The sequence below is a fragment of the Sanyastnella coralliicola genome (assembly GCF_030845195.1).
Lineage (GTDB): Bacteria > Bacteroidota > Bacteroidia > Flavobacteriales_D > Sanyastnellaceae > Sanyastnella > Sanyastnella coralliicola.
Map to the genome: position 1 here is coordinate 3123908 of NZ_CP132543.1, position 26329 is coordinate 3150236.

At 48.0% G+C, this 26329-nt stretch carries 26 protein-coding genes; 12 read left to right on the forward strand and 14 right to left on the reverse strand.

Features of this window, described 5'->3' with window-relative positions; genetic code table 11:
* Window positions 1–60: 60 nt before the first annotated feature.
* From RA156_RS13010 to RA156_RS13020, 3 genes are read right to left on the reverse strand one after another with little or no spacing between them, the layout of a single operon-like run.
* On the reverse strand, window positions 61–810 hold the full coding sequence (locus RA156_RS13010) for a DUF4249 family protein (protein ID WP_306640675.1): 750 nt from the start codon (window positions 808–810) through the stop codon (window positions 61–63).
* Entirely contained in the window at window positions 810–3455 is a 2646-nt protein-coding gene (locus RA156_RS13015) for a TonB-dependent receptor (RefSeq protein ID WP_306640677.1), read from the reverse strand. The genes RA156_RS13010 and RA156_RS13015 overlap by 1 nt, the downstream gene beginning before the upstream one ends.
* A complete protein-coding gene (locus RA156_RS13020) occupies window positions 3455–3988 on the reverse strand; it encodes an RNA polymerase sigma-70 factor (protein ID WP_306640679.1) in 534 nt (177 codons plus the stop codon). The genes RA156_RS13015 and RA156_RS13020 overlap by 1 nt, the downstream gene beginning before the upstream one ends.
* Before the next feature lie 125 nt (window positions 3989–4113).
* Here RA156_RS13020 and RA156_RS13025 point away from each other — a divergent pair, with 125 nt between their 5' ends.
* From RA156_RS13025 to RA156_RS13070, 10 genes are all read left to right on the forward strand, one after another.
* On the forward strand, window positions 4114–5523 hold the full coding sequence (locus RA156_RS13025) for an alpha/beta hydrolase family protein (protein WP_306640681.1): 1410 nt from the start codon (window positions 4114–4116) through the stop codon (window positions 5521–5523).
* Window positions 5524–5575: 52 nt separating this feature from the next.
* The gene (locus RA156_RS13030) at window positions 5576–5848 is read left to right on the forward strand and encodes an SdpI family protein (protein ID WP_306640683.1); all 273 of its coding nucleotides are present in this window, start codon (window positions 5576–5578) and stop codon (window positions 5846–5848) included.
* Window positions 5838–6893: a sensor histidine kinase gene (locus tag RA156_RS13035; protein ID WP_306640685.1), complete on the forward strand. Its 1056-nt coding sequence runs from the start codon at window positions 5838–5840 to the stop codon at window positions 6891–6893. Before RA156_RS13030 ends, RA156_RS13035 begins: the two co-directional genes overlap by 11 nt.
* Window positions 6890–7636: a LytR/AlgR family response regulator transcription factor gene (locus RA156_RS13040; RefSeq protein ID WP_306640687.1), complete on the forward strand. Its 747-nt coding sequence runs from the start codon at window positions 6890–6892 to the stop codon at window positions 7634–7636. Before RA156_RS13035 ends, RA156_RS13040 begins: the two co-directional genes overlap by 4 nt.
* Window positions 7637–7829: 193 nt before the next feature.
* Window positions 7830–8801 carry an NAD-dependent epimerase/dehydratase family protein gene (locus RA156_RS13045; RefSeq protein WP_306640689.1) on the forward strand — a complete coding sequence of 324 codons (972 nt, stop codon included), beginning with the start codon at window positions 7830–7832 and terminating at the stop codon, window positions 8799–8801.
* Between the two features lie 51 nt (window positions 8802–8852).
* On the forward strand, window positions 8853–9752 hold the full coding sequence (locus tag RA156_RS13050) for a toxin-antitoxin system YwqK family antitoxin (RefSeq protein ID WP_306640691.1): 900 nt from the start codon (window positions 8853–8855) through the stop codon (window positions 9750–9752).
* A 109-nt stretch (window positions 9753–9861) separates the two neighbouring features.
* Window positions 9862–11355, forward strand: a complete 1494-nt coding sequence (gene cysS / locus RA156_RS13055; protein WP_306640693.1) for a cysteine--tRNA ligase — start codon at window positions 9862–9864, stop codon at window positions 11353–11355.
* Entirely contained in the window at window positions 11345–12346 is a 1002-nt protein-coding gene (locus tag RA156_RS13060; RefSeq protein WP_306640695.1) for a M28 family peptidase, read from the forward strand. The genes cysS and RA156_RS13060 overlap by 11 nt, the downstream gene beginning before the upstream one ends.
* Window positions 12347–12739: 393 nt before the next feature.
* Entirely contained in the window at window positions 12740–13774 is a 1035-nt protein-coding gene (locus RA156_RS13065; RefSeq protein ID WP_306640697.1) for a M42 family metallopeptidase, read from the forward strand.
* A 70-nt stretch (window positions 13775–13844) separates the two neighbouring features.
* Window positions 13845–15863: a tetratricopeptide repeat-containing sensor histidine kinase gene (locus RA156_RS13070; RefSeq protein ID WP_306640699.1), complete on the forward strand. Its 2019-nt coding sequence runs from the start codon at window positions 13845–13847 to the stop codon at window positions 15861–15863.
* Here the strand turns inward: RA156_RS13070 and pheS are convergent.
* Together pheS and RA156_RS13080 are read right to left on the reverse strand one after the other, a co-directional pair.
* On the reverse strand, window positions 15856–16872 hold the full coding sequence (gene pheS, locus RA156_RS13075; protein WP_306640700.1) for a phenylalanine--tRNA ligase subunit alpha: 1017 nt from the start codon (window positions 16870–16872) through the stop codon (window positions 15856–15858). The genes RA156_RS13070 and pheS overlap by 8 nt on opposite strands.
* Window positions 16872–17672, reverse strand: a complete 801-nt coding sequence (locus tag RA156_RS13080; protein ID WP_306640702.1) for a peptidylprolyl isomerase — start codon at window positions 17670–17672, stop codon at window positions 16872–16874. The genes pheS and RA156_RS13080 overlap by 1 nt, the downstream gene beginning before the upstream one ends.
* A 68-nt stretch (window positions 17673–17740) precedes the next feature.
* Here RA156_RS13080 and RA156_RS13085 point away from each other — a divergent pair, with 68 nt between their 5' ends.
* Complete coding sequence (locus tag RA156_RS13085; protein WP_306640703.1) at window positions 17741–18124, forward strand: hypothetical protein; 384 nt, start codon at window positions 17741–17743, stop codon at window positions 18122–18124.
* A gap of 1 nt (window position 18125) precedes the next feature.
* Here RA156_RS13085 and RA156_RS13090 read toward each other — a convergent pair whose 3' ends face one another.
* The gene (locus RA156_RS13090; RefSeq protein WP_306640704.1) at window positions 18126–18467 is read right to left on the reverse strand and encodes a hypothetical protein; all 342 of its coding nucleotides are present in this window, start codon (window positions 18465–18467) and stop codon (window positions 18126–18128) included.
* A gap of 137 nt (window positions 18468–18604) precedes the next feature.
* On the opposite strand from RA156_RS13090, the gene RA156_RS13095 reads away from it, so the two are divergent.
* Window positions 18605–19345, forward strand: coding sequence for an energy transducer TonB (locus tag RA156_RS13095; protein WP_306640705.1), 741 nt, complete (start codon window positions 18605–18607; stop codon window positions 19343–19345).
* 36 nt (window positions 19346–19381) lie between these two features.
* On the opposite strand, the gene RA156_RS13100 is transcribed toward RA156_RS13095, so the two are convergent.
* The 8 genes from RA156_RS13100 to RA156_RS13135 form a co-directional block, all read right to left on the reverse strand.
* Complete coding sequence (locus tag RA156_RS13100) at window positions 19382–20575, reverse strand: hypothetical protein (protein WP_306640706.1); 1194 nt, start codon at window positions 20573–20575, stop codon at window positions 19382–19384.
* 235 nt (window positions 20576–20810) lie between these two features.
* The gene (locus tag RA156_RS13105; protein WP_306640708.1) at window positions 20811–21614 is read right to left on the reverse strand and encodes a universal stress protein; all 804 of its coding nucleotides are present in this window, start codon (window positions 21612–21614) and stop codon (window positions 20811–20813) included.
* Between the two features lie 19 nt (window positions 21615–21633).
* Entirely contained in the window at window positions 21634–22500 is an 867-nt protein-coding gene (locus RA156_RS13110) for a universal stress protein (RefSeq protein WP_306640709.1), read from the reverse strand.
* Window positions 22501–22589: 89 nt separating this feature from the next.
* Window positions 22590–22994, reverse strand: coding sequence for a hypothetical protein (locus tag RA156_RS13115; protein WP_306640710.1), 405 nt, complete (start codon window positions 22992–22994; stop codon window positions 22590–22592).
* Window positions 22995–22997: 3 nt separating this feature from the next.
* Window positions 22998–23345, reverse strand: coding sequence for a hypothetical protein (locus tag RA156_RS13120; protein WP_306640711.1), 348 nt, complete (start codon window positions 23343–23345; stop codon window positions 22998–23000).
* A 12-nt stretch (window positions 23346–23357) separates the two neighbouring features.
* Complete coding sequence (locus RA156_RS13125; protein WP_306640713.1) at window positions 23358–23555, reverse strand: hypothetical protein; 198 nt, start codon at window positions 23553–23555, stop codon at window positions 23358–23360.
* A gap of 103 nt (window positions 23556–23658) precedes the next feature.
* Window positions 23659–24726 carry a response regulator gene (locus tag RA156_RS13130; RefSeq protein WP_306640715.1) on the reverse strand — a complete coding sequence of 356 codons (1068 nt, stop codon included), beginning with the start codon at window positions 24724–24726 and terminating at the stop codon, window positions 23659–23661.
* On the reverse strand, window positions 24723–26261 hold the full coding sequence (locus RA156_RS13135) for a sensor histidine kinase (RefSeq protein WP_306640718.1): 1539 nt from the start codon (window positions 26259–26261) through the stop codon (window positions 24723–24725). The genes RA156_RS13130 and RA156_RS13135 overlap by 4 nt, the downstream gene beginning before the upstream one ends.
* Window positions 26262–26329 lie beyond the last annotated feature (68 nt).

Consider the following 26329-nt stretch of genomic DNA (forward strand, 5'->3'; position numbering starts at 1 on the left):
AGCGTTGATCGGCAATGAATACAAGCAACTTTCTTCTTCCCCTACCACTTTATCACATTTTTATTGCAAAAGTTCCAGATCGATCGAATTTAGGCAGGCTCCTGTCAGGTAACCAACACCCCCATCAATATTCTCTGGCCCGCCATCTATAATGTTTCCAGCGTCTCCGGGTTGGTAAAAATACAGCGCATCGTACGCGGCATCAATCGTGTAAATTTCTAGCGTATGGTTTCCGTAATAGGTGAAATCGGTATCAAATAAGGTCACCCCATTACTAGTGACCGGCACCGAGTATTGACTCGCAAAGAACCCAGAGTTCACATCAAAAGGAATCTCCAAGGGCGTCTCTTCATTCACGCGTAAAACCAATACATGGGTCAGGTCCTCTTCATTGCTCCAAAGTACCGAGAAGATCGGTTGCCCCGAAGAGCCCGAATCAATCGGAATCGTGGTACTACTCAACTGATCAATACTCGTTTGTACAGGGATCACCGTTTCCGCGCTAGCGAAAAAAGAATCATAAGTCACCTCTAAACGATAACGAGCCCCCGCACTAATCACAAAGTTCCCATCAAGGTCAGCATAGCTACCAGCCGTAGCTTCACTCAGCTGCACGCTTTCACCTGCCTCATTGAATAAGCGAACCGTAGCTCCTGAAACAGGTACCTGCCCTGACTCGCTGATCACCGCCACTTGCACACCGCTCACCGCTTCGCCTTCAATCAACACCGCCTGCACAAACAGCGACTGCTCGTCGTTGGCCTTTTCGCAAGACACGAACAAGATGAGTGCTATGACGAAGAAGCGCATTACCATTCGAAACTGAATTGAATTGACGGAACCGTGCCTAAGAACAATTGATCACGCAAGGCGACCTCAATTGATTCTTCCTGGGTTCCTAACAAATAATAATAACGATTGCGGACGTTCGTACGGTTATATACATTGTACAAAGAGAAGCCGATACTTGCATTCCCTTCTCCTAAAGTGAAGTCATAGAAGCCGCTGAGATCAAGACGATGATAGTCTGGTAATCGTCCGGAATGAATCTCGGCAAAGGCCAACAGCTGTTCAGTCTCACCATTGATCAAGGTGATATCATACACCCCAGCTGCCGGGGTATACGGCAAACCAGTCGCATAAACGAATACAGCATTGACACGGAATCGTCCCGGACGGAACTGATACACGGTCTTCAGCTCATGACTGCGGTCATACCATGCGGGAATCTGATCTCCTTGCAATTCATTGAAGGTGTTTTCTGTAGAACTCAAAGTGTAGGCGATCCATCCGCTATGCACCCCTAATTCTTTGCGCGCGAGCAATTCGATACCACGCGATTTACCATCACCATTCAACAGGTTCTGTTCGAAAGTACCTGCGGGCAAGGAGGTAAAGCGCAAGGCATCCTCTGTCACACCGGATGCGGTCTTATACCAAGCATCCGCACTGAAAGAGAAGAGTCCTTTGGTGATGGAGAATCCGGCCGTGAGCTGTTCGGTCTGCAAGACAGGAATGCGCGACTCCCCCGCCAAACGCCACTCATCGCTGGTATTCAGGAACAGGTCTTGACGACGCACATTGCGAATGAATTGGTGGTTGGCTCCAGCTCCTACATGTAAGGTTAACGACGGAGTGGCTTTAAAATCCATCAAAAAGCGCGGCTCCGGATAAAGTGACCGGTTGCGATCAAAATACACCGCACGGAAACCAGCCTCGAAGAAGAAACGTTCGTTCAATTTCCATTGGTCACCTACATACACCGCAGCAATACTCGCTGCTGCCGTATCTGAATCGTTCTCGCCATTGCTCGCCAACTGACTGTTCGATACATTGATCGCCGTGAGCTCAGCCCCCATATTAATTAGGTGTCCTGGTAAACTGATTTCGTGATCAAGGCGCAAAGTACCATCAGCGATGCGTGTATCGCGATCGAAGAAAAGCGTATCGGTAGTTCCAATCAACAAGTTCTCTCGGCTATCAAAACCAAAGAGCTCAGAAGAGAAGACGGACCGACCAAAGGTCACGCTCGAGAAATGTTGGGCATTCCATTGGTTGGTCCATTTCGCACCGTAACCCAAATTACCCCACTCGCTGCGATCATTGTAGCCCACGAAGAATCTTCCGTCAGTCGTGCTATCTGAATAGGCAATCGACAAACGATCTCTACCTGAATAAAGTGAGAACGACAAGTCGCCGCGCTCGCCCACCTCGAGGGCTAACTTTCCAGTGATGTCATAGAAATGAAAATCAGGAGAGCTCTCATTGGTGAAGGCATTGACCTCATCATTGGCTCCTGGCAAGACGCTGTTATTGAAGACGCCATTGAAGAGTTCTTGATAGGCCGGACTAAACACCACATCCGTAAATGAACGTCGGGCAGACAACATAAGCGTAGCGCGGTCTGCGAGAATCGGGGATTCAATATGCGCCGCAGCACTAAGCAAGTTCAAGTCGGTTTTGATTACCGGTTTATTCTTGTTTCCTGTGCGTCCGGTAATCTCTAAAACCGACGACCCTCTTCCTCCAAACTTCGGACTGAACACGCCTTTGTGCAGACGCACGCTTTGAATGGAGTTCGTATTAAAGGCCGAGAACAACCCGTAGAAGTGATCGAGGTAATAGATGGTGAATCCATCATAGGTCACCAGGTTTTCGTCTCCAGCCCCTCCCCTCACGTGAATGAAGGCCGAGTTTTCGAGCGCCCCACTTACTCCGGGCAGCAGCTGAATGGTACGTACGATATCGGGTTCACCAATACTCGGAAGTTCGTTGGCCAGTTCACCATCCACTAAGGTGAGCGATGGCCGTTCTACTTTAATGGTAGATCCTTGGCGGTAGGTCGTGACTTGCGCGGTTGGTAGCAACGCCCGTGATCGCGAGAGGTAGATCTCTACGTTCTCCAGATCGGTGGAAGGTGTCAACTGCAAACGGAAGGGGTCGTACCCCACGTAAGTACAAACCAAGACCACGGTATCTGCCGTGACATTATTTAAGGTGAAATACCCCTGCAGGTTTGAGTTGTTCGCATTGCTGGTGCCCTCTTCGGCCACGGTAGCATAAGGTAAGGGCTCTCCATTGTCGAGGTCCATGACACGCCCGAACACCGAGATTTCAAACCGAGTGGGTTTGTTTTGTGCCAGTCGTTCATTCTGTGGGTAGATCACAAAGGTGCCGTAGATCAACTCGTAGGTAAAACCAATAGGGATTAACCACTGACGTAGCAGGGCTTCGGGAGACATCCATTCACCTGTTCCCGTCACACGGTAATTGCGCAGCTGGCGGTTATCGTAGGCAAGTGGGAGATTAAATTCTTTTCGAAGATCAAGCAGCGCACGGTTGAGCTTCACTTCCTTACCATCAAAACGCACACTATCAGGGAGGTCTTGACCTTGGGTCGAAAGTGCCAGAAAGATCAGGGGTAGTATTAGGAAGATCTTGCTAAGGCGTTGCATCACACCTCAATATTCAGCTTTTCTCTGAGAATGTGAAGCGCTTTGCTCATTCGTTTTTCGACGGCCTTCACTGTGATTCCAAGACGTTCGGCAATTTCGCGGTACTTCAAATCCTCTAATCGGTTCATCAAGAAGACTTCACGGCTTCCTTCGGGCATTTCACCAATGACTTTCTGAAGCTTCGCTTCGAACTCTTTCATGGCCAGCAAGTAATCAGGATCGCGATTGTCTTGATGGATCTCTACCTGATTCTGGAATTTGTATTGAAGTTGCTGTCTCTTCAGCTGATTGATCGCCAAATTCCCTGCAATGGTATAGAGGTATGATTTCACCGTCTTGCGTTCAATCTTATGACGGTTTTCCCACAACTTAATGAAGGTATCTTGGGCGATATCTTCGGCCATACCCTCATCTCCCGTCTTGAAATACAGGTAGTTACGAATAGGCGTGAAGTACTGTTCGAAGTACGACCGGTATTCGTCTGGTGAGAGGGGTTGATCGCTCTTTCCGCTTCCTGAAAGGCTAAGGATCACTGGCAGGTCATTTGTTGCGTCCGAAGGTAGAAAAAATGATGCGAACCTTCCGCTTGGCGTTGGCCGAGACCGCTCCCCATTTTCAACAATGGCAAAAAGTTGAGATGAATTATCTTCCACCTGTCATGAAATCGAACCTTATGCGCTCACTTCTTACCCTATTGGTGCTTGGCTTGACTTTTTCGTCGGCTAACGCTCAAGATATCACTGGTTTCTGGAATGGAAAGGCCTCCTTAATGGGGCAGGTCATTCGCGCTGAATTCATTATTCAAGGAAACGACGACGCCCTCAAAGGCAAGTTCCAAAGCCCGGATCAAGGCGGTGGCAGCACTCCAATTACTGACGGACACTTTCGCAATGACTCGCTGGTACTCGAGGTCGAACAACTCAAGTTGACCTTCGAAGGAGTCTACATGAAAGAGCTCAATCAAATTGCCGGACGCATGCTCCAGCAAGGACAAGAATACCCGATCATTCTTCAACGGGAACAGCTTCAGAAAGAGGAGGCGCGTCGTCCGCAAGAACCGCTTCCTCCCTACCCTTACGCTATGGTGGAGAGTGAATTCAAAACCCCAACTGCAGGTTATACTTTGAAGGGTACGCAGTATCGTCCGTACAACGACATCAAAGCGGCCGTGATTCTCATCTCTGGTTCGGGTCCGCAAGACCGCAACAGCGAATTGCTTGGCCACAAGCCTTTCCTCGTCTGGGCAGATCACCTGGCACGTCAAGGCATTTCCTCATTGCGCTATGATGAGCGTGGCATTGGAGAATCAGAAGGAAACTTTGCCATGGCTACGAGCCGTGATTTTGCTGAAGATGCCTTGGCGGCACTCCGTTGGTTGCGCACGCAAGAGGGGTATGAAAATGTACCTATTGGTCTCATGGGACATAGCGAAGGAGGTCTCGTAGCGGCGATTGCTGCCGCAGGCAACGATGAAGTTGATTTCGTGGTTTCGCTTGCTGGTCTCGGCGTTTCAGGTAAAGAAGTATTGGTGACGCAGGCGGCTGATATCGCTATCGCGGAAGGGATGACACTTGAAGCGGCCATTGAGACCCAAGAGGTGATGGAGAACCACACCAACATCGTCATCGAAGCCAAAGGCGACAGCGTGTTGATTCGTAAGAACTTGACGGAATACACCGAAGAGCGCCTCAAAGGCCAAGCTACGGGCATGCCGGGTGAAGACATGGTCAAGTTGATCTGCGACCAATTCAGTCAGCGCTGGATGATAGAACTGATTGAACTCGACGCCCGCACTTTTTACGAGCAAGTAACCTGTCCGATCCTCGCCATCAATGGAGATAAAGACGTTCAGGTTGACTTTGGAAACAACCTGCGCTCGATTGAATTTGCGGCACGTCGTGCAAACAACGAAGATGTAACCACCGTGACTCTGAAGAACCACAACCACTTGTTGCAGGAGTCAGAAAGCGGAGCGGTTTCGCAATATGGAAGCATCGAACAAACAGTTTCACCTCAGGCCTTGAATACGGTGAGTGAATGGATTAATGCACGCTATGGAACTGAGTGAGCTCGGGCTAAATCTGATTCCGGCGGTCCTGAACTTGATCATTGTGGGGGTCATGATCAAATTTCCCCCGAAGAAGATCAACCATACTTATGGCTACCGCACCAAACGCTCCATGCGCGACCAAGCACATTGGGATTACGCGAATGCACGAAGTGAGTATTGGTTTAAGATCGTCACCGCCCTCATGTTTGTAGCTGGTATTGCGGTTACCTTTTTGTTTGAATTGACCACTGCCCAACTCATCGTATACATCCTCTGGTGTGTACTTTTGGTGGCAGCCATACCGATGATCGAAAACGAATTGAAAAAGAAATTTGGCACCTGAAGCAGTAGAAAATAGAAGTCCGTTCTGGGCCTTTCAACTCGGAGGATGGAGTTTATTCTTCCTCATCCTCCTGGGGATGAATTTCTTCCGGTCAGATGTTGACTGGACGGTCGTTGTCATGGCCTTAAGCGTCTACGGTTTCGGCATGTTCAGCACGGCCCTCTTCCGCTATTACGTCAAAAAGCGTGATTGGCTGAAGAGAGGTCCTTTCCGATTGATCCTCCCTGTAATGGTGGGAAGCGCAATCACTTCTCTTGTTTGGGGAATGAGCTACACGGGCGTACGATGGATTGTATCGCTCTACGCCCCACAAGTGAGTATGGATCTTCAGACCAAGACCATCTTGGTCACGGCACTGAACAACTACTTCATCGTTTTACTCTGGAGCTTAATTTACTTTGCCTTCCACTACTTCCGCATTGCTCAGATTTCTAGGGTTGAGCGTTACCGCTCGGAAGCGGCCATGCGTGACGCCCAGTTGAACACCTTGAAGGGACAGATCAATCCGCACTTCATGTTCAACTCCCTGAATAACATCCGGGCTTTGATGTTGGAAGATGTTCCGCGATCGCGGGAAATGCTTACGAAGCTGAGTGACCTACTTCGCTACAGCATGACCATTTCGGAGCAACGCGACGTGGCCTTAAAACATGAGATTGAAGTCGTTCAAGACTTCCTTGATCTCTGCAAGGTTCAGTACGAAAGCAGGCTGAGCTATGAGATTAAGGTAGACGATGCCTTGCTGCATCACAAGATTCCGCCAATGGTGATTCAGATGTTGGTAGAGAACAGCGTCAAGCACGGTGTTTCTGCCAGTCGTGAAGGCGGCAAAGTCATGGTCACCGGAAGAGAAGAAAATAACCGCTTGATTCTAGAAATCAGCAACAGCGGACAATGGAATAACAACCCAAGAAAACAAGACAGCCACGGCATCGGACTGCCGAACATTCGTCGTCGACTACAGTTGATGTACGGTGAAGAGGCTTCCTTACACCTGAGCGAGGAAGACGAATTCGTGGTCGCAAGAATACAACTCCCCTTATGAGCAAGCACATTACCGCACTGATCGTTGAAGATTCACGTCTCGCACGGTTAGAATTAAAGAGCATGTTAGAGGAACACGATCACGTAGAGTTGATCGGTGAGGCAGACAATGTAGATGACGCACTGCAAATCTTGAGCGAACAAGATCCAGATGTCTTGTTCCTAGACATTCACATGCCCGGCAAAGACGGCTTCCAACTTCTCGAAGAACTGGAGGTGGTACCGCACGTGATTTTCACCACGGCCTACGACGAATACGCCATCAAATCATTCGAATACAACGCCTTCGATTACCTACTCAAGCCGCTCAAACCAGAGCGTCTAGGCAAAGCCATCGAAAAGGTAACCCAGGCCATCGCCGATGAAGAGCAGCGTGAAGTCAAACGTCAAGAAGCCAGCGGTGACCACCTCGACATCGAAAAACGCGTCTTCGTCAAAGACGGCGACAAATGCTGGCTTGTCCGCCTAGGAGACATCCGCATGTTCGAAGTCTACGGCAACTACAGCCGCGTCTACTTCGAGAACTACAAGCCACTCATCCTCCGCTCCCTCAACCAACTCGAAGAACGCCTCGACCCCGAAGTATTCTTCCGTGCCAACCGCCAACAAATCATCAACGTCAACTCAGTAGACAAAGTAGACTCATGGTTCAACGGCCGCCTCAAAGTCACCATGCAAGGAGGCGCTGAAGTGGAGATTAGTAGGAGGCAAGCGGTGAGATTCAAAGAGATGTTGTCTCTGTAGTTTTTTTCCGGCGTCCGGCATCCGGCGTCCGTAGGGGTTACTTATCCATTGCACCCCCTACTCTTTAGGGATAGTTTTCTCCCCTCGTGGAGGGGAGACCAAGAGGGGAGGCCAGGAGGGGTGGAGGAGGAGAAACGATTTCGTATATTCGCACCACTACGAAAAATGACTTCGTAGGAAGAACCTAGCGGGAATGCAACATACCATCGAACGATCACTTGTGATCGGAGCGTCGGGCCAAATTGGGGTCGAATTGCTCCTCGAGCTCGGAAGGATTCATGGTACCGAAAATGTGATCGGCGCCGATATTCGTCCTCCAGCACAAAAGGAACTCGAAGTATTCACTTTCGAGCACCTGAATATTCTGAATGAAGATCAACTCGAAGAAGTCCTTCGAAAGCATAACATTGATACCGTGTACAATCTAGCGGCTATGCTCAGCGCTACCGCGGAAAAGTACCCGGAGAAAGGATGGGACCTGAATATGACCGGACTGTTCAACACATTGAACGCGGCGAAGAAGGGTCTATTCAAGAAACTATTCTGGCCATCAAGCATCGCGGTGTTTGGGCCAACCACTCCCAAAGAAAACGTACCACAATCAACCATTACGGAGCCTACGACCGTTTACGGTATCTCGAAGCTCGCTGGTGAGCAGTGGTGTGCGTACTACCAAAAGCAATACGGAGTTGATGTGCGCAGCATCCGCTACCCAGGGTTGATCGGTCACCGATCTGAACCAGGTGGAGGAACAACTGACTACGCTGTAGACATTTTCTTTAAAGCGGTTCAAGAAGGGAAGTACACATCGTTCCTGGCAGAAGACATGCGTCTACCGATGATGTACATGGAAGACGCGATTCGCGCAACCATCGAATTGATGCAGGCAGATGCCGAAAAGATTTCGGTGCGTACTTCGTACAATATTAATGGTGTTGACTTCACCCCGGCAGAATTGGCGGAACAGATTTGTCAGCGCATGCCTGAATTTGAAATCAGCTATGACCCAGACTTCCGTCAGCAAATTGCGGAATCTTGGCCGTCAAGCATTGATGATAGCCAGGCTGCGAACGATTGGAACTGGCGCGCGAAGACCGATGTCAATTCCCTTGTGGACATCATGCTCACCGCAATTCAGAAAAAAAAAGAGCTAGCTGAAACCTGAGAAGCATTTGCCCGTATACACACGTGTAGCTTAACCAGCAAAACACGGCAAATGACTTCACTACATTCAACATTCAAGCTTTGGATCCTTCCGATCTTGCTGTTGGTCGCAACCGGCGCCACTGCAGGCGATGTGTCTGAACTCAACCAGGTCGACGATAAAGGCCTGCGTCAGGGGTATTGGATCATCAAAGGATACATGTCAGAAGAAATGGACTTCTCGGCGAATGCCACCGTTGAAGAAGGAAATTACATCAACAACTTTAAAGAAGGTCTCTGGAAGAAGTACTATCCAGATGGAACCATTCACAGTGAGATTACTTACGTGAATGATCGTCCGTACGGACCTTATACCATCTACTATGATAACGGACAAGTAGAAGAGAAAAGCACCTGGCACCGTAATAAGAACGTAGGTGAGTTCAAACGATTCCACGAAAACGGAGAACCGCAACAAGAATTCTTCTTTGCTGATAGCGGAAAGCGAAATGGCGTTCAACGCTACTTCCACGAGAACGGACAGCTTGCGCTGGAAGTGAATATCGTGAATGGTAAAGAAGAAGGAGCGATGCGCCGTTACTACGAAAACGGAAAGCTGAAAGAAGTGAAGACCCTCAACAACGGAGCCGTGAAGAAAGGGTCAACACGCACCTTCGGTGGAAACGCACCAAGAGAGAAAAAGACAACCACTCCTGAACAGGAAGAAGAGGTGATCGTATCCGCTTCACCTGAGGAAGACGAGCACACCAACGAAGCTCATAAGTTCGAACCGAACGGTCACAACATTCTGTACAACGCTTTACAACAGGTGACGCAGGTAGGTGACTTCAAGAACGGACGTCTATGGAACGGTAAGTGGTACCGTTACAACCAAGATGGAATTCTGGTTCGAATCGAGATCTACAAGAATGGAAAGTACATCGGAACAGGTGTGATCGACGAAGAAGAATAAGATCGATATCAACTACAACTATAAATAACCATGCGCGAAGGAACTGTCGGAAACGGCGGTTCTTTCTTTTTACCCCCTATTTCAACCCTAAATTCATTTTCTTTGCACCATGGACAATCCACGTTATCAAGAGCAGAAGCTCCATTTGTACAATTGCTTGCATCGTGACAAGGAGCTCTTTGAACCGTTGAACGCACCCTACGTTGGAATGTATGTTTGTGGACCTACCGTTTACAGCAACGTACACCTCGGAAACGTGCGTACCTTCCTTTCCTTTGATGTTGTTTACCGCTACCTCAGTTTCCTCGGATACAAGGTGCGTTATGTGCGCAACATTACGGATGTAGGTCACCTCACCGATGACGCGGATAGCGGAGAAGATAAGATCAGCAAGAAAGCACGCCTCGAAAACCTCGAGCCGATGGAAATCGTGCAGAAGTACACCAATGACTTCCACGATGTGATGCGCATCTTTGACATCCTCCCTCCTTCAATCGAACCCACAGCTACCGGACACATCATTGAGCAGATTGAAATGATCAAAAAGATCATTGAGAATGGCTTTGCTTATGAAGTGAATGGCTCTGTGTACTTCGATGTCAAGAAATTTAATGACGCTCACGGCTACGGCGAACTTTCAGGTAGAAAGATCGACGAGCTGATGAATAATACACGCGATCTCGACGGACAAAGCGAGAAGCGTGACCCACTCGACTTCGCCTTGTGGAAGAATGCAGACGCTAGTCACATCATGCGTTGGCCTTCACCTTGGGGCATCGGCTTCCCTGGATGGCACTTGGAGTGTTCAGTAATGAGCACCAAGTACCTCGGAGATAAATTCGACATCCACGGTGGTGGTATGGACTTGAAATTCCCGCACCACGAATGTGAGATCGCCCAGAACAAAGGCGCTCACGGACACGCTGCGGTGACCTACTGGATGCATGGTAACATGCTCACAGTAAACGGCCGTAAGATGTCGAAGTCTGAAGGGAACGGATTTACACCGGAAGAACTGATTACAGGTAACCACAAGTTGCTAGACAAAGGATACTCACCAATGACGGTGCGTTTCTTCATGTTGCAAGGCCACTACGCGAGTACGCTCGATTTCTCAAATGAAGCGCTGCAAGCTTCAGAACGAGGATTCAAGAAGCTCTCAAATGCCATGGTTGCGATGGGATCACTCACTGCTGGTGCAGCTGGAGACTTTGATGTGGCCGCTTGGCGCCAGCGTTGTTTTGACGCCATGAACGACGACTTCAACACACCGATTTTGATCTCTGTGTTGTTCGAAGGAGTGAAGCAAATCAACTCGATTACCGCTGGAACGGCTTCGATGGATGAAGCACAGTTGGAAGCGTTCAAGACAACCATGAATGAATTCGTTGGTTTCGTCCTCGGCCTGAAAATCGAAGAAGAAGCTGCTGGCGGAGACAATGACCTACTCGATGGTGTTATGGACCTTGTGATTGCATTGCGCGCTGATGCCAAAGCAGAAAAGAACTGGGGCATTGCCGATAAGATCAGAGACGAATTGAACAAAATCAACGTTCAAATTAAGGACGCCAAAGAAGGTACTACCTGGACACATGAAGCATAAGCTCCTCCACCTACTCTTTATTGCAACATTCCTTGTCACTGGCTTCTGGGCTTGTCAGCCCGAAGAGAACAAGGATCATCGTACGATTCAAGACAGCAAGCCGAAAGTTGTTACCCCAGCATTCAATGCTGATTCAGCTTACGCTTACATTCAGAAGCAAGTTGATTTTGGTCCGCGTGTACCGAACACACCGGAACATGCTGCTTGTGCTGATTGGCTCGCTGCTCAGCTCACGACTTTCGGTGCTGACGTTATCGTACAAGAAGCCACAGTGGAAGCATGGGACGGTACGCCGCTCGCCATGAAAAACATCATTGGCCAATACGGAGTAGACAAGAAGAAGCGCATCATGCTCTACGCACACTGGGATACTCGTCCGTACGCTGACAAAGACAGCACGCGCAAAAACGAACCCATCGCCGGAGCCAACGACGGTGGTTCAGGTGTAGGCGTGCTCCTCGAAGTAGCTCGCCAACTCAACCAACAAATGACCGACGTCGGCATCGACATCATCTTCTTTGACACCGAAGACTACGGTGCCCCAGAATGGGTAGAAGACGACGAAGAAAGCTACCTCGACTGGTGTCTGGGCTCACAGTACTGGTCAGCCAACAAGCACAAAATCGGCTACCGCGCCAGCTACGGCATCCTCCTCGACATGGTCGGCGGAAAAGACGCAGTATTCAACCGCGAAGGAACCTCTGTACAACTATCACCAAACGTGGTAGACAAAGTATGGCGCACCGCCCGCAAACTCGGGCACACAAAGTACTTCCGCGCAGAAGAAACACCCATCACCATTGACGACAACTACTTCGTCACTTCAGAAGGAGGCGTCCCAAGCGCCAACATCGTGGAATACCACATTGACGTCCTACCCATGGGCTACGGCGCCTTCCACCACACCCACAAAGACGACATGAGCGTGATCGATAAGGAGACGCTTCAGGCGGTTGGGGAGACGGTGATGGAGGTGATCTACCAAGAGTAATAAATAATGAATGGTGATTAGTGAATGATGAATGCTTTGCGTTTGTTATTCAATGACCTGAGCTGCTGAGCGAAGCGAAGCCACAACTCAATAACGTTCGTAGAGATTGCCCCTTGGGCAATCCAACACAACCCTGCTGCCCCCTACTGTCCCTTCTCAAAAACCCTCGTTCCACATTCCATGTCCCACCCCACGGATGCCGGACGCCGGATGCCGGGTTCTCAACCTCCCACCCCCCGGATGCCGGACGCCGGATGCCGGGTTCTCAACCTCCCACCCCCCGGATGCCGGACGCCGGACGCCGGGTTATCAACCACCCCCCCTTTATATTCCCCCCCTTCCTCCCACTCCAACGCCCAGCGTTACCCCTACATTTGATTAACCGGAAAACGCATGCAGCTAAATACTTCACTTCTCGCTACGATTTGCGAGACTCCAGGAGCGCCAGGGCACGAAGACTTGGTGCGTGACCTTGTCATCAAAGAAATTACCCCTCATGTTGACCACGTGGAAGTGGATGCCATGGGGAATGTCACCGCGATTAAGAAAGGACGTTCGTCAAAGAAGGTCATGATCGCGGCGCACATGGATGAGATTGGGTTTATCGTGACCCATGTGGATGATAATGGCTTTTGCCGCATCCATACCCTCGGTGGGTTTGATCCGAAAACCTTGACGGCGCAGCGAGTGATTGTGCACGGGAAGAAAGATGTGGTGGGTGTGATGGGCTCAAAGCCAATCCACATCATGTCGCCAGAGGAGCGTAATAAGGCACCGAAGATTTCAGATTACTTCATTGACCTCGGCATGAGTGCGGAGGAAGTGCGCGAGTTGATTCCGATTGGAAGCACCGTGACACGTGAACGCGGCCTGATTGAAATGGGCGATTGCGTGAACTGTAAGTCGATCGATAACCGTGTGAGTGTCTTCATTTTGATCGAAGCACTGAAGCAGTTGAAAGATCCAGCGTACGATGTGTACGGTGTGTTCACCGTTCAAGAAGAAGTAGGGATTCGCGGAGCCATGGTTGCGGCACATGCCATCCAACCAGATTTTGGTTTGGGATTAGACACCACCATTGCCTTCGATACGCCGGGAGCGCAAGCGCATGAGAAAGTCACTTCATTAGGAAAAGGAACAGCCATCAAGATCATGGACGCCAGTGCGATTTGTGATCCACGCATGGTGACGTTCTTGAAGAAGGTGGCCGATGAAAATGAAATTACGTGGCAGCCAGAAATCCTGACTGCTGGGGGAACTGACACTTCTGGAATCCAGCGAATGACGGAAGGTGGCGTGATTAGCGGGGCGATTTCGATCCCTACTCGTCACATCCATAGTGTGATTGAAATGGCGCACAAGCAAGACATTCAAGGAAGCATCGACCTATTGAAAGTAGCGCTCGAGCGAATGGATGAGCTAGCGTAATCAATATCAGTCGATTCCTACAACGAATGAAAACAACTAAGTGTAATTTGTACATGTCCTAGCTTCTACCGTGTATTTGAAAACTGTCTCCATACTAGTGGTATTGTTGTGTAGCGTTTCCGCGCTAGCGCAATCAAACACCTTGCAAGAACGTGCCGAAGAAGCATGGCAAGTTGGAGACCATTTGCGCTTCGTTGAAATGGTAGACTCCCTCGAAACGAAGGGATTCCACGGCGAAGAAATGGCAGCCTACCTCCTCAAAAAAGGGAAGTCATTCATGCACCTCGACAAGCCGGTGCGCGCCATTCAAACCTTCAACAGCGTTCCTTATCACACCACAGATCCTGAACTTCTAGGAGAGAGCAACTATTACGCCGGTGAAATCTATTTCGAGCAAAATAGCTACACCAAAGCCCTCGAATACTACGCCAGTTCGCTTCAACATTTCGAAGAGGCCGACAACCACGATCAAGCAGTCAACGCACGTTTCAAAACAGCCATCATTCATTCCCGCAGTGGACAGGCGGAAATGGCGGAGACGCTGCTGAAAATGCTCATTGACGATCCAAGCATTGATGATATGCGCCGAGCAGTGGCCATTGAAGAACTTGGGGTCGTCTACTTCAACATTGCAGAGTTCGATTCAAGCCGTAAGTACCTTGAAGAAGCCAATGAAATCTATGTCAACTACGACATGGATGATGAGCGCTTGGAGAACTACGAGTGGCTCATGCGCACCTACCAAGCAGAGCAAGACAATGCCGGTGCCAGAGCCGTAGCTGCTGAAGCTATGGAAGTGGCGGAGAACCTCGACAGTCCAAATCAAAGCGCCTTCTTCTTGCAGCGCCTAGCTGATTTCTTCAAGCGCAACCGAGACATCCGACAGGCCATCATCTACCAAGAAAAAGCAGCTGAATTCATGGGTGGGTTGTCAGCGGCAGATGCCATTGACGTGCATTTCAGATTAGCAGATTTATACGCCATCGGAAACCGCGATGCAGATGCCTTGCTTGCTTTCCACGACGCAGAAGGTTTGGCAGTGATTGAGAACGAGGTATTCTGGCAAGAACGCATCGCGCGCAGAAAAGCAGAGTTCTTCCAGAAACGCGATCGTTTCGAAGAAGCATACGTGGCCTTGGCTTTTGCCGACAGCATCTCTCTATTCAATCACAAGGCTGAAATTTCTGCCCTGAAGAGAGCGAGTGGAAGCAGCAAGTTCAACCCAGAACCATACGCTCGCGTTGAAACCGATACGCGCACGCAACATGAAGAGTCACGTTTCGCGCGAATGCGCAACATCATTATTATCGGGCTGGTCTTTTTCACGATTGTCATCTTCCTATTGCTTCGTGAATTCAGTCAGAAGCGCAAGCTGAGCAAGGTCTTAGAATGGAAAGTCTACAAGCGTACACGCGAACTGCGGAAGGCCAATAAGGAACTGAATACCTACATCTACAAGTCGTCACACGACCTTCGTACACCGCTGACAAGTATCAAGAGTCTCTTACGTCTGTTGGAGAAAGAAGAGCACAATGCCAGCACCAAGAAGTACCTCGGGTTGATCGCCTCATGTAGTGATCAAATGGACGACATCCTCGTGAATCTGTCGCGCGCGGTGGATTACAAGAAGGTAGACATTAAGGTAGAGCAGATCGACTTCAACAAGCTGAAGTACCAGCTTCAAGAGAAGGAATTGGTAGGGGTTCAGGGCATTCGCATGCTTTGGGACATTGAAGAGAACGGTGCCTTCTTCAGTGACTTCAAATTGATGAAGGTGATCTTGCAACAGACCATTCAAAATGCCATCTCTTACCGCAAGGGTACGCCTGAAGATTACTGTAAGATCTCTATCGTTACCGATTCAGACGGCGCGAAACTGCAGATAGAAGACAACGGTTTAGGTATCGCAGAAAAGGTGCGCGACAAAGTGTTCGACATGTTTGTCAAAGGAACACACAAGTCAACGGGCGCTGGATTAGGTTTGTACCTCGTCAAGATTGCCAGCGAAAAAATCCGCGCGAAGATTCACCTTGACTCTGAAGAGAATCACGGCTGCACCGTAGTATTCGATCTACCGAATCTTAACTAACCGAGGTAAACTGCGATAGGAAACGCATGTCGTTCTCAAAGAACATGCGAAGATCACCGATCTGGTAACGCAGCATCGTAATACGTTCGATACCCATTCCAAAAGCGAACCCACTGTACACTTCAGGATCAATTCCAGAAGCCTTCAATACGTTCGGGTCAACCATTCCACAGCCCAATACTTCAAGCCATCCGGTTCCCTTCGTAATACGGTAATCCGTTTCTGTTTCTAGTCCCCAGTACACATCCATCTCAGCGCTTGGCTCAGTGAATGGGAAGTACGACGGACGCAAACGGATCTTCGCTTTCCCGAAGAACTCTTGTGCGAAGTACAACAAGGTCTGCTTCAAGTCAGCAAATGAGACGTCTTTATCGATGTACAGTCCTTCGATCTGGTGGAAGGCACAGTGCGAACGCGCAGACACCGCTTCGTTACGGAATACACGTCCTGGCATCACAATACGGAACGGAGGGTCTTTCTTTTCCATCTCACGCACCTGTACTGAAGAAGTGTGGGTACGCAACAGACGGTCATCGCCTTCAACGAAGAAGGTGTCCTGCATATCACGTGCTGGGTGTTCTGGCGGGAAGTTCAACCCAGAGAACACGTGCCAATCGTCTTCGATTTCTGGTCCTTCAGCCACCGTAAATCCAATTCGCGAGAAGATATCTAGTATCTCAGAACGCACAATGGAAATCGGGTGACGCGCACCAGGAAGTTCTTGTCCGTGCGGACGTGTCATATCTTCCCCAGAAGCATCTGCTGCTGGTCCGGAAGAAACGGCAGACTTCAACGTTTCAATCTTCTCTTGCACGTCTGTCTTGAGACGGTTCAGCAATTGTCCGATCTCACGCTTCTGCTCATTCGGCACGGCTTTGAATTCCGCAGCGAGGTCTTTGAGCAGCCCTTTACGTCCTAGGAATTCAATACGGAACTTCTCGATCTCTTCTGCGCTATTCGGCGCAGCTTCCTTCACTTTCGCCAGAAGTCCTTCAATCTTATCTTTCATCACTTGACGATTTCCATGGTCATCTTCACGTCTTCGAACGGACGGTTCGCACGATCAGTTTTCACCACAGCGATAGAATCAATTACATTCAATCCTTCGATCACTTGTCCGAATACAGTGTATTCCTGATCGAGGTATGGGTAACCACCATTTTCCGTGTATGCCTTGATGATTTCATCAGAGTAACGGAACTGGTTTGTGCTATCACGACGCATGTTGAAGCGGTTTTCCATCTGCATCAACATCTCTTGTGGAATCTGTGGCTTCCCGTGTACGATGTAGAACTGGCTACCTGAAGAAGCTTTCTTCGGGTTTACCTGATCTGGCTGACGTGCCGCAGCAAGCGCTCCTTTCACGTGAGCAAACTGATCATTGAATTCTGCCTCTACGGTGTATCCTGGTCCGCCTCGTCCGAGCTGAACGTTTGGCGCCGCTCCACGAGAATCTGGATCACCACCTTGAATCATGAATTCATTCATCACACGGTGGAAGAGAAGGTCATTGTAGAATCCGTCTTCAACTAGTTTGAGGAAATTGTCACGGTGCTTTGGTGTTTCATTGTAGAGTTCAACGATCATATCACCGTACTCGGTCATGATCTTCACCTGTGGTCTTTTCTTTTCCATAGTTGCATCAGGGGCTTGCTCGTCCCCACCTGTCATATCTGACTCGTTTCCAGCAACATTAACTGCTGAATCAACCTCGTTTCCGGTGCTTGAATTTCCATCATTACAGCCAGAAGCACTTCCAAGAATAACACAAGTTAGGAGGCCTACAATCAATAAAAGTGGGGATCTCATCGTAATTTTTTGTTTTTTTGTAATTGGCTCGGGTGTTTCCGAACCAGCGAAATTAAGAATTCTGACCCATGAAGGAAAGACAAACGATAGGATTGGGAGCAATCATGGTAATGCTATTTAGCGTAGCCATTCTCTCGTGTAACAAAGTAGAGGAGACGATTGCAACTGTTCAGGTGGTGAATTCATTCGGATCAGCAGTATCTGGTGCTGAAGTACGTTTGTACGCGGTAGGTACTCCGAGTGATGATCAGATTGGTGAGATCCGTTTTGATACAACACAGACGACGAATGCTTCAGGGAAGGTTTCTTTCAACTTCACTGACTTCTACAAGCAAGGTCAAGCTGGTTTCGTCGTACTAGACATCGAAGCTTCTAAAGGAACACTATACGGTCAAGGGATCATCAAGATCGAAGAAGAAGAAACAAACGAAGAGTCAGTAACGATCGAGTAGATCAAATCTCTTCCAGTTCTTCGAAGTATTGTACAATCGCACGTTTCATTAACATTTCCTGATCCTCGGAATTTAAGCCGGGCAATGCTTTTATGCGCTTAAAATGCGGCCACCCGTCTTCATCCTTCCCAATCAGTTCATAGTATCCGTACGGCTCTAACAAGGTGCAGATTGCAATGTGCATCAAGTCTACCTTCTCGTCTTTCTTAAACTTTCGAAAGCCCTGTCCTAGCTCTTGCACACCTACCAGGTAAATGATCGATTGCAGGTCGATATCTTCTCCAAACTGCTCGGTCACGCGTTTCACTACCGACTGCCACTGCATTTCAAACTGGTAATCCATACCGCAAAGATACGAGCTCTCTTCACGCAAAAAACACCCACACCATTACCACTGGATTGTTAATAACTAGGGTTAATCTGTTAATAACCGCAGTTTTAAGGTGCTATTTTGCCACTTGAGAACCTTTACTCCATCACATGTGGTTGATCCAACGCATACTGCTTCTGGTAGTGGTGATCTTTTTCGCTAGCGCGGAATCGTTCGCTCAGTCATCAGAACGCGAGTACCTCAGTAGCACCTACGAGCCCGTGTCACACGACTCCATGGCGCAGTACTACCGCACCATTGTTTCCGAAGGCAACGGAGACAAAACCGTGCGCATGTATTACATCTCAGGAAAACTGAAGATGCAAGGCACCTATGCCGACAAAGACCTATCCGTGGAAGACGGACAGTTCAGCTATTACTACCGCAACGGACAAATAGAGTCAGAAGGCTACTACTGCAAAGGACAGAAATGTGGCATCTGGAAACGTTGGGAATGGAACGGTCAATCAAAAGCTGACCGCGTATACCCTGATCCACAATCGATCTACAACAACAAAGTCACGGATAAGCCTGCCCAGTTCCCTGGAGGTTATTTAGAACTCGTGACCTTTATTCAAGAGAACACCGTCTACCCAAAAGAAGCCCTTAAAAAAGACATCTCGGGAACGGTAAAAGTCTCATTCCGCATCGATGAAGGCGGATTGGTACGCGACGTCGCCGTATCTGAAAGCGCACACTACTTCCTAGACCAAGCTGCTTTAGAATGCGTTTGGGACATGCCGCTATGGACTCCAGCCGAGCGCAACGAGCAATCCATTGGAAGCAACTTCATCTTACCTGTGACCTTCGCTATTGTGAATGGAGAAGGGCGTGTAAGAGTGGGGAATTAAAATCTTCACTTAGGCCATTCTAACCCCTCCAAAGAACTATTCTGGTCTCGTATCTATCAAGTCTCCTTCCTCAACAAAAAACGGAAGTATAAAAACATCATCAGTTATTTCCATCCACCTATTAACAACTGACTGAAATTGAGTATATACGCTTATAAGACGATCTAAGTGTTCAATCACCGGAGTGTAAATCATAGTTAGTTCGTCATCTTTGACTTGTGCCGAAAACTCACCTCGATCAACAATTACAGTACTGGAGTTTTCGAAATCATTTCTGACTAAATGGTAAAGTCTATACTCATAATAGGATTTTACGTTCAAAAAGTGATCGTGTCTAGCTAACCTGTATAATTCGCTTCGGTTTTCACTTCGTTCAAACACTTTAACTCTTGAATTGATATTAAGCATCGAATATGATCGTTCGACAAGTGTTTTGAACTCCAAAATCAAAGAAATAACCTCCCTACTGAACAGACCTGAACTTAACATCAAATCTATCGCCTCTATTAAACCACGAACATGCTCTTTCTGAGATCTGAACAACTGAAAACCTAAAGATTCACATGACTTCAAACATTCAGTAATTTCACGAACCTCCATGTCCATTAAGTATGAGAATGAATTTGGACCTCCATTAACATCAACACCCCTCAGAATTCTATATAACCATTCGCCATATCCTAAAAACACCCGATCTATCTTGCCCTTGAAATAGTCATTTACGGGATCATGCCATTCGCTTGACTGCCTGAACTCACCAATGACACTTGCGATGATGGAACTCACTCTTTCCTTTTCCTCTGATTTCGACTTACCATTTAAACCATACTGTATCACTCTTCTTTGAGGAATATCAAACGGTAAATCATTCAAGTCACCAAAGTCAGAATTAAACAAACAAACAACCCTCTCCCACCCAAGGGCTCTGACAGCATATCCAGTTTCAAACAAAACATTCGGATTAGGAGTTTTCCTTGTACTAGAATGAGGATTTATAATTGACATATCTGCAATAAATATTTTGCAGCTATTAATTTTCCGAAGAATAGTATTTAGAATCTCAGGACTACCAAGCTGCCCCCTAGTGTCATGATCAAGCTCAATTGGGAACTCACTTTTTGATGACTCTCGAAATCTCCTAATACTTTTCTCAATACAAGATTTTACAAAGCCACGATTCGAACTATTTGGCAAGTCAGATTGCCATGAATAAAAAATTGTATGACGCAAAAGCCTTTGTTTTTTTTAGTAATCAATTTCATCTAAGTTATAGCATCAAACCAAATGACACTAGCAATAATTGCCCTTTCCACGTTATAATTGATTGGTTTCGGCCACCCAAAATTTTACCATTATTGAACACACCTGACTTTATTGAATTAAAAAGGAGGACTTTCGCCCTCCCCTTCTTGCTATTTGATACATAGGATGAATTGACAGCGCCAGCAGTCAATTCTCAAATAGATCATCCTTCTGGAATGACCAATACTGGTTTATTGGTATACATGCTTAAAGAGCGACTCACACTCTTGTGGAAGATTCCTTCAAAGAAGCCGTAATCATGGCGGATCACCGCTAAGAGATCTACCTCATTGTCTTTCATGTAAGCGTCGATCCCTGACACCACATCATCAGCAACGAGCTGAACCATCTCCGGCATATCTCCATTAAAAGGAGTTTGCCAAGTATCAGGTACGCCATTCGCTGTGACCGCCTCGCGCTGCACATTCACCGCATGAAACTTCGTGCGGAACTTGCGAACGATGCGACGCAAGATCATCGCTTGGTCTTCTTTGATATTCTCGAAATCAGTCGCCAACGACACCAAGGCTGGTGTGCTCAACTCCGTATCCAACGGAACCGCCAATACAGGGATGCGGGCTCCGCGAATGACATTCGATGTATTACTACCGAGAAGCTTTTTCTTTACGTCATCCGCGCCATGTGTACCCATGACAATCAAGTCATAGTCTTCGGTGCGCATGATCGTCTTGATCACATCAATCACTCCTCCTTGGTGTACACGTCCGCTGAGTTTGATAGAATCATGTAGTTCATCTCTTAAGGTCGCCACAGCTTCGGCCATGCCTTTTTCAGACTCATCGCGAAGTAGGTCATCAATGCTCACTAGCATTCCCGTACCTGTATGAGGGACTTGCCATGTGTTGAGCAACACTACTTCTGGAGACTCGTCTCCAAAGAGTAACATAGCATAGCGCAGCGCCACCTTGGCGTTCTCACTAAAATCTATGGGGATCAATATCTTCATCGTAGTAAGTAATAGTTCGTTACACTGGGAAGATGGCTCCTTTCGCCACCTCTTCTTTTTGCATCTTGACACTCAAGACCGGACGGTCACTGTGATTGGTCACGTCTTCTGCCAGGCTCTGACGGAAGAAGTGTGAGAGACCTGTTCTTCCGTGTGTCTCAATACACACGAGGTCAGCATCAATCTGAGCGGCGAACTCATGAATTCCCTTCTCCACGATCATTTCGTTGTAGGTATTCATGCTGAAGTTCTGGATGCCTGTATTTTCCACGAAGTCTTTCATCAACTTCATGCTGTAGTCTGTACTTTCAAAATTGGCTGGTGTAATCACCTTCAACAGGTGCGTCTCAGCCCCAAAGAGATCGATGAATGAGCGCAACGCTCTGAATGAACGCGCAGATTCACCGAAGAAGTTCGATGCAAACACCACCTTCTCCACTCGGAAGTCTGGCATACGATCTTTCACGGTCAACACCGGACAAGAAGCCGTGCGAACAATCTTCTCTGTGTTTGAGCCTACAAAGAACTCTTTCACTCCGCTCACGCCTTGAGAACCCATGACAATCAGGTCAATCTCATGCTCTTTGGCTTTCTCTGAAATCGTCTCGTAAACGCTCTCCCATTGCAATACTTCCGCTACCTCTACCCCTTCAAAGAAAGGCTGGGAGATGAGTTTGTGGAATTCCTGTTTGGCCCGTTTCAGCATGAAGATGCCTTCAGCTGTATCTGGGGCGTCATCGAAACGATCATTCGTTCCGTAATGCGGAATATCAAGTGCGTGCAAAAGAAAGACGCGAGCGCCTGTTTGCTTCGCAATACCAGCTGCTACTTCAGCCGCGTAGTACGCGTACTTGGAAAAATCGGTGGGTACAAGAATTCTTTTCATAACGGAAAAGTTGGTTTACAAAGTTCGAGGGATAGATGCCGGGACACCATGATGTGCCCCAGTCATCTAACTGACATTTGTCAGGTTTTTTACATCCACTTGCTAAGGAAGCGGTTGAAATCATTCTTCAACTCCTTCCATAACTCTTCAAATCGCTGCATGCGATCCGTGAGCTCAGTGTGGTCTCTGAAATAGGTGTGTTCAACCGCCGCAGGGTGGTCTTTCGCGTATTCTACCAACACTTTTTCATGAGCGTTGATGTCGTGACGCAGGGTATCGATCACTTCAATCTCACGCAAGAACTGATTCTGAAAGTGCTCTACGTCAGCACGCTCCTCAGGCTTGTTGTTTTTGATACTCACCTCACCAAGGCGGTTGCGGAAGATCTCCAATTCTTCTTTGTAGAACTCCAACTCCTTTACCCATGTCTGGTGTTCTTCGTGGAGTTCGTTCATGTAGCGTCTTTCTGCTACGGGAATTTTATCGTGATTCATTGCTTAATAGGTTTCGTTGTTCACTTTTTCTAGACTCCAGCTATCAGTGCGGGTAGTCTCTAACCATAGGTTGCCAGATTTGCGGAAGACCTGGGCATGCAAACCGTGCTTCTCAAGTTCTGCCTCGAGCTCTGCCACACTCATACTGCCGTCGACCTCTACATTCTCATGTCCTGAGTCGGTCAGCCATTCGGCGAGCTTACGTGATTCATCCACTTTCTCCGCAGCGGGAGAACCTTCTCCAACCCCATGAGGCTGAGTGAATAGCTGAATGGATAGTCGAGGAAAGAGTTGATTGAACTGCTCTCGAAAGTCCCCGATGGTCTGGTCTTTATTCAATGCGAGTTTCATATTGAATCGGTATTATTTTGTTCGAAGGAATCGATACGCCAGCCAAATCATACCCACACCGATGACGGGAGCAAGCCAAAAAGCTTGATCGTTTACCCAGTTCGGGATCACTGCACCGAGCATCAACCCGAAACCAACCATGGTGAGTTTGAGAATGGCGAAGTCGATGACTTCCAATTGTTCGCTATGTCGTTTTAGCCACTTGAGCATCTCTCTTTGTTTCTGTATCAAAGATGCCCCACGACAAGCGGAACTGCCCTGCGCTACGACAGCCAGGGAGCTGACTTCGGTCAGCTTTCTAAATAAGAGGGGATTAGCCTACTGGCTGGCCACAGTATTGGCTCAGTACTTCAGGCTTGTTCACGGTGATCGATCTTCCTTGTACGGTAATCGTTCCGTCTTCTTTGAAATCACTCAAGGTCCGGATCAACGACTCTGTAGCCGTACCCACCATTGACGCTAGATCGTCACGAGAGATGCGAATCATCTCAGCGTTGCCTTCTTTGACGAAGCGGTTATAGAGCTCCAACAAAGCACACGCCGTGCGCTCGCGAACTGGTGCGTAAGCCAATTGAAGCAAACGAAGTTCTTGCTCGTGAATAGACCCCGCCAACATGCGAATGAAACGCACCGCTACATCACGGTTACTTTCAATCAATGTCAAGAAATCAGCACGAGGAATCATCAGCACTTCGGCATTCTCTAATGCAATCGCTGTTTCCTGGTGGTCTTTTCCTTCTAGAATCGACATGAATCCGAAATAGTCACCTTGAGCCACGAGTTGAACAACCAACTCCTTCCCATAGTGATCTGTCTTGATAATCTTCGCCTTTCCTTTGCGAAGGAGGTAGAGGTAATTCGGAAAATCCCCTTCACGGAAGATGACTTCTTTAGCCAAGTAGGTGCGTGACTTTCGATCATTGGAAAGCTCTTCCAAAGCAGCTACCCCACGTGCATCTGACAAGAAGGCGTCGAAACCTTCTTCTGAGGGATCGTATTCACGTTGAATCGACTCCACTTTTCGCAGGCGACTTTCTACCGCGCTCAACAAGTCCATTTCTTCAAATGGTTTGGTCAGATAGTCGTCAGCCCCCATGTTCATCCCCTTACGCACTTCACTAGCTTCCGCTTTAGCGGTCAAGAAAATGAACGGAATCGCTGCTGTCGAAGGATCTTTACTTAGATAGTACAATACCCCGTACCCATCCAATTCAGGCATCATGATGTCGCAAATGATCAAGTCAGGAGAAACGCTCTTGGCTTTCTCCACACCTACCTTACCATTCTCTGCAGTCACCACTTCATAGTTCGCCAACTCCAGCATTTCTGCTGTGTTTTCGCGCATGGCCTCATTGTCTTCGATCAACAGTATCTTTTTCATAGATCTCTTATAGGAAGGGTTATCGTGAATCGTGTTCCCGAATGCTCTTTACTTTCAAATGTTAGCTCTCCTGAGAGCAAATCTACGTAGCGTTTTACAATATGCAGCCCCAATCCGGTGCCTTGAATATTTGTCGCGTTGGTTGCTCTGAAAAAGCGAGAGAACAAGTGCTCCTGCTCTTCCTTTGGAATACCAATCCCTTGATCTTTGACTGACAAAGAGATATGATCTCCTTCACGCTTCAGATCCAACTTGATTTCGCTGTTTTCTGGAGAGTACTTGATGGCGTTCGATAACAAATTGATGGTCACATTTCGAATTATGTGTTCATCCGTAGTCAAGGTCACCTCATCAATAGAGGCACTCACATATTGCCCCGGCTTTTGATGGTTCTCCATTTCTTCTATCACCTCACGCATCAAATGCGATAGATCAACTTCTGCAAATCGCGCTTCGATTCTACCCTCTTCCAGTTTATCCAATGACAAGAAATCATTCAAAATAGAAGTCAGGTTATGTACTGAACCCTGAATGCGATCCAAGTGCTTTGGCGTTTTATCGAGTTGCTCGTTTTCTATGTATCTGCGCACTAGCGTGGAACTGGTTAGGACCGTACTCAGCGGTGTGCGGAACTCATGCGAAGCCATACTTACAAAGCGCGATTTCAACTCATTCAATTCACGCTCTTTGTGCAGTGCGTTTTTGATATCCTCTTGGGCTTTCTTCTGTTCGGTGATGTTTTGCTCTACCACCAAGACTTGGGTAATCTTCCCATGACTATCGGGTAAGCCAACCGCGTTTAACTGGTAACTCTCCGTCTTAGAATCCACCTGAAACGAGGTGTTCTCACCGTGAAAAACAGCGCGTAACTTCGGTTCAATCATTTCCCGTGCATCTTCTGGAAGCCGGTCTAAGTAGGAAGTCCCCATCAAGTGATCACTGGTCAAGCCGTGACGGAACAACTCTTGTCCCTCAACAAAGACATATTCCAGATTTTCATCAAACACATTGATCGTACCGTTCGGGAAATTTCGAGCAATAATGCGGTAGAGGTTCTGGCTTTCCTTCAACTCTTGCGTGCGTTCTTCCACCTTTTCTTCTAGGGACGCGTTCAAGTCTTGAAGTGCAATTTCAGCGCGTTTTCGATCGCTGATATCGGTTACCAAGGCCATGACCACCAAGTCACCCTCTTCATTTCGCATGTAGTTCAAGCTGATCTCTACCGGAAACTCTTCCCCGTCTTTCTTTACCGCTAACAGATCCATCCCCTTCCCCATCGAGCGCTTGTGCGGGTTGGCGTGATAGGCGTCGCGATGACCAACGTGTTGCTTGCGAATGCGTTGCGGTACCAATGCTTCGATCTTTTCTCCGATCAATTCATTGCGTTCGTACCCGAACATATCTTCAAGCTGTTGATTAACGATCAAGATTTCACCTTCACCATTGACCAGCATCAATCCTTCCGCTGCGGTGTCAAAGAGAAGCTGACCAGCTCCTTCTTTTAAGGTGTCCTTTTTGTCGATATAACGATTCATCCTACGGTCTGTATAAGGCTAAGGTAGGAGATTTGCGCATTGATTTGACTACTGTCAGGCTAAGTGAT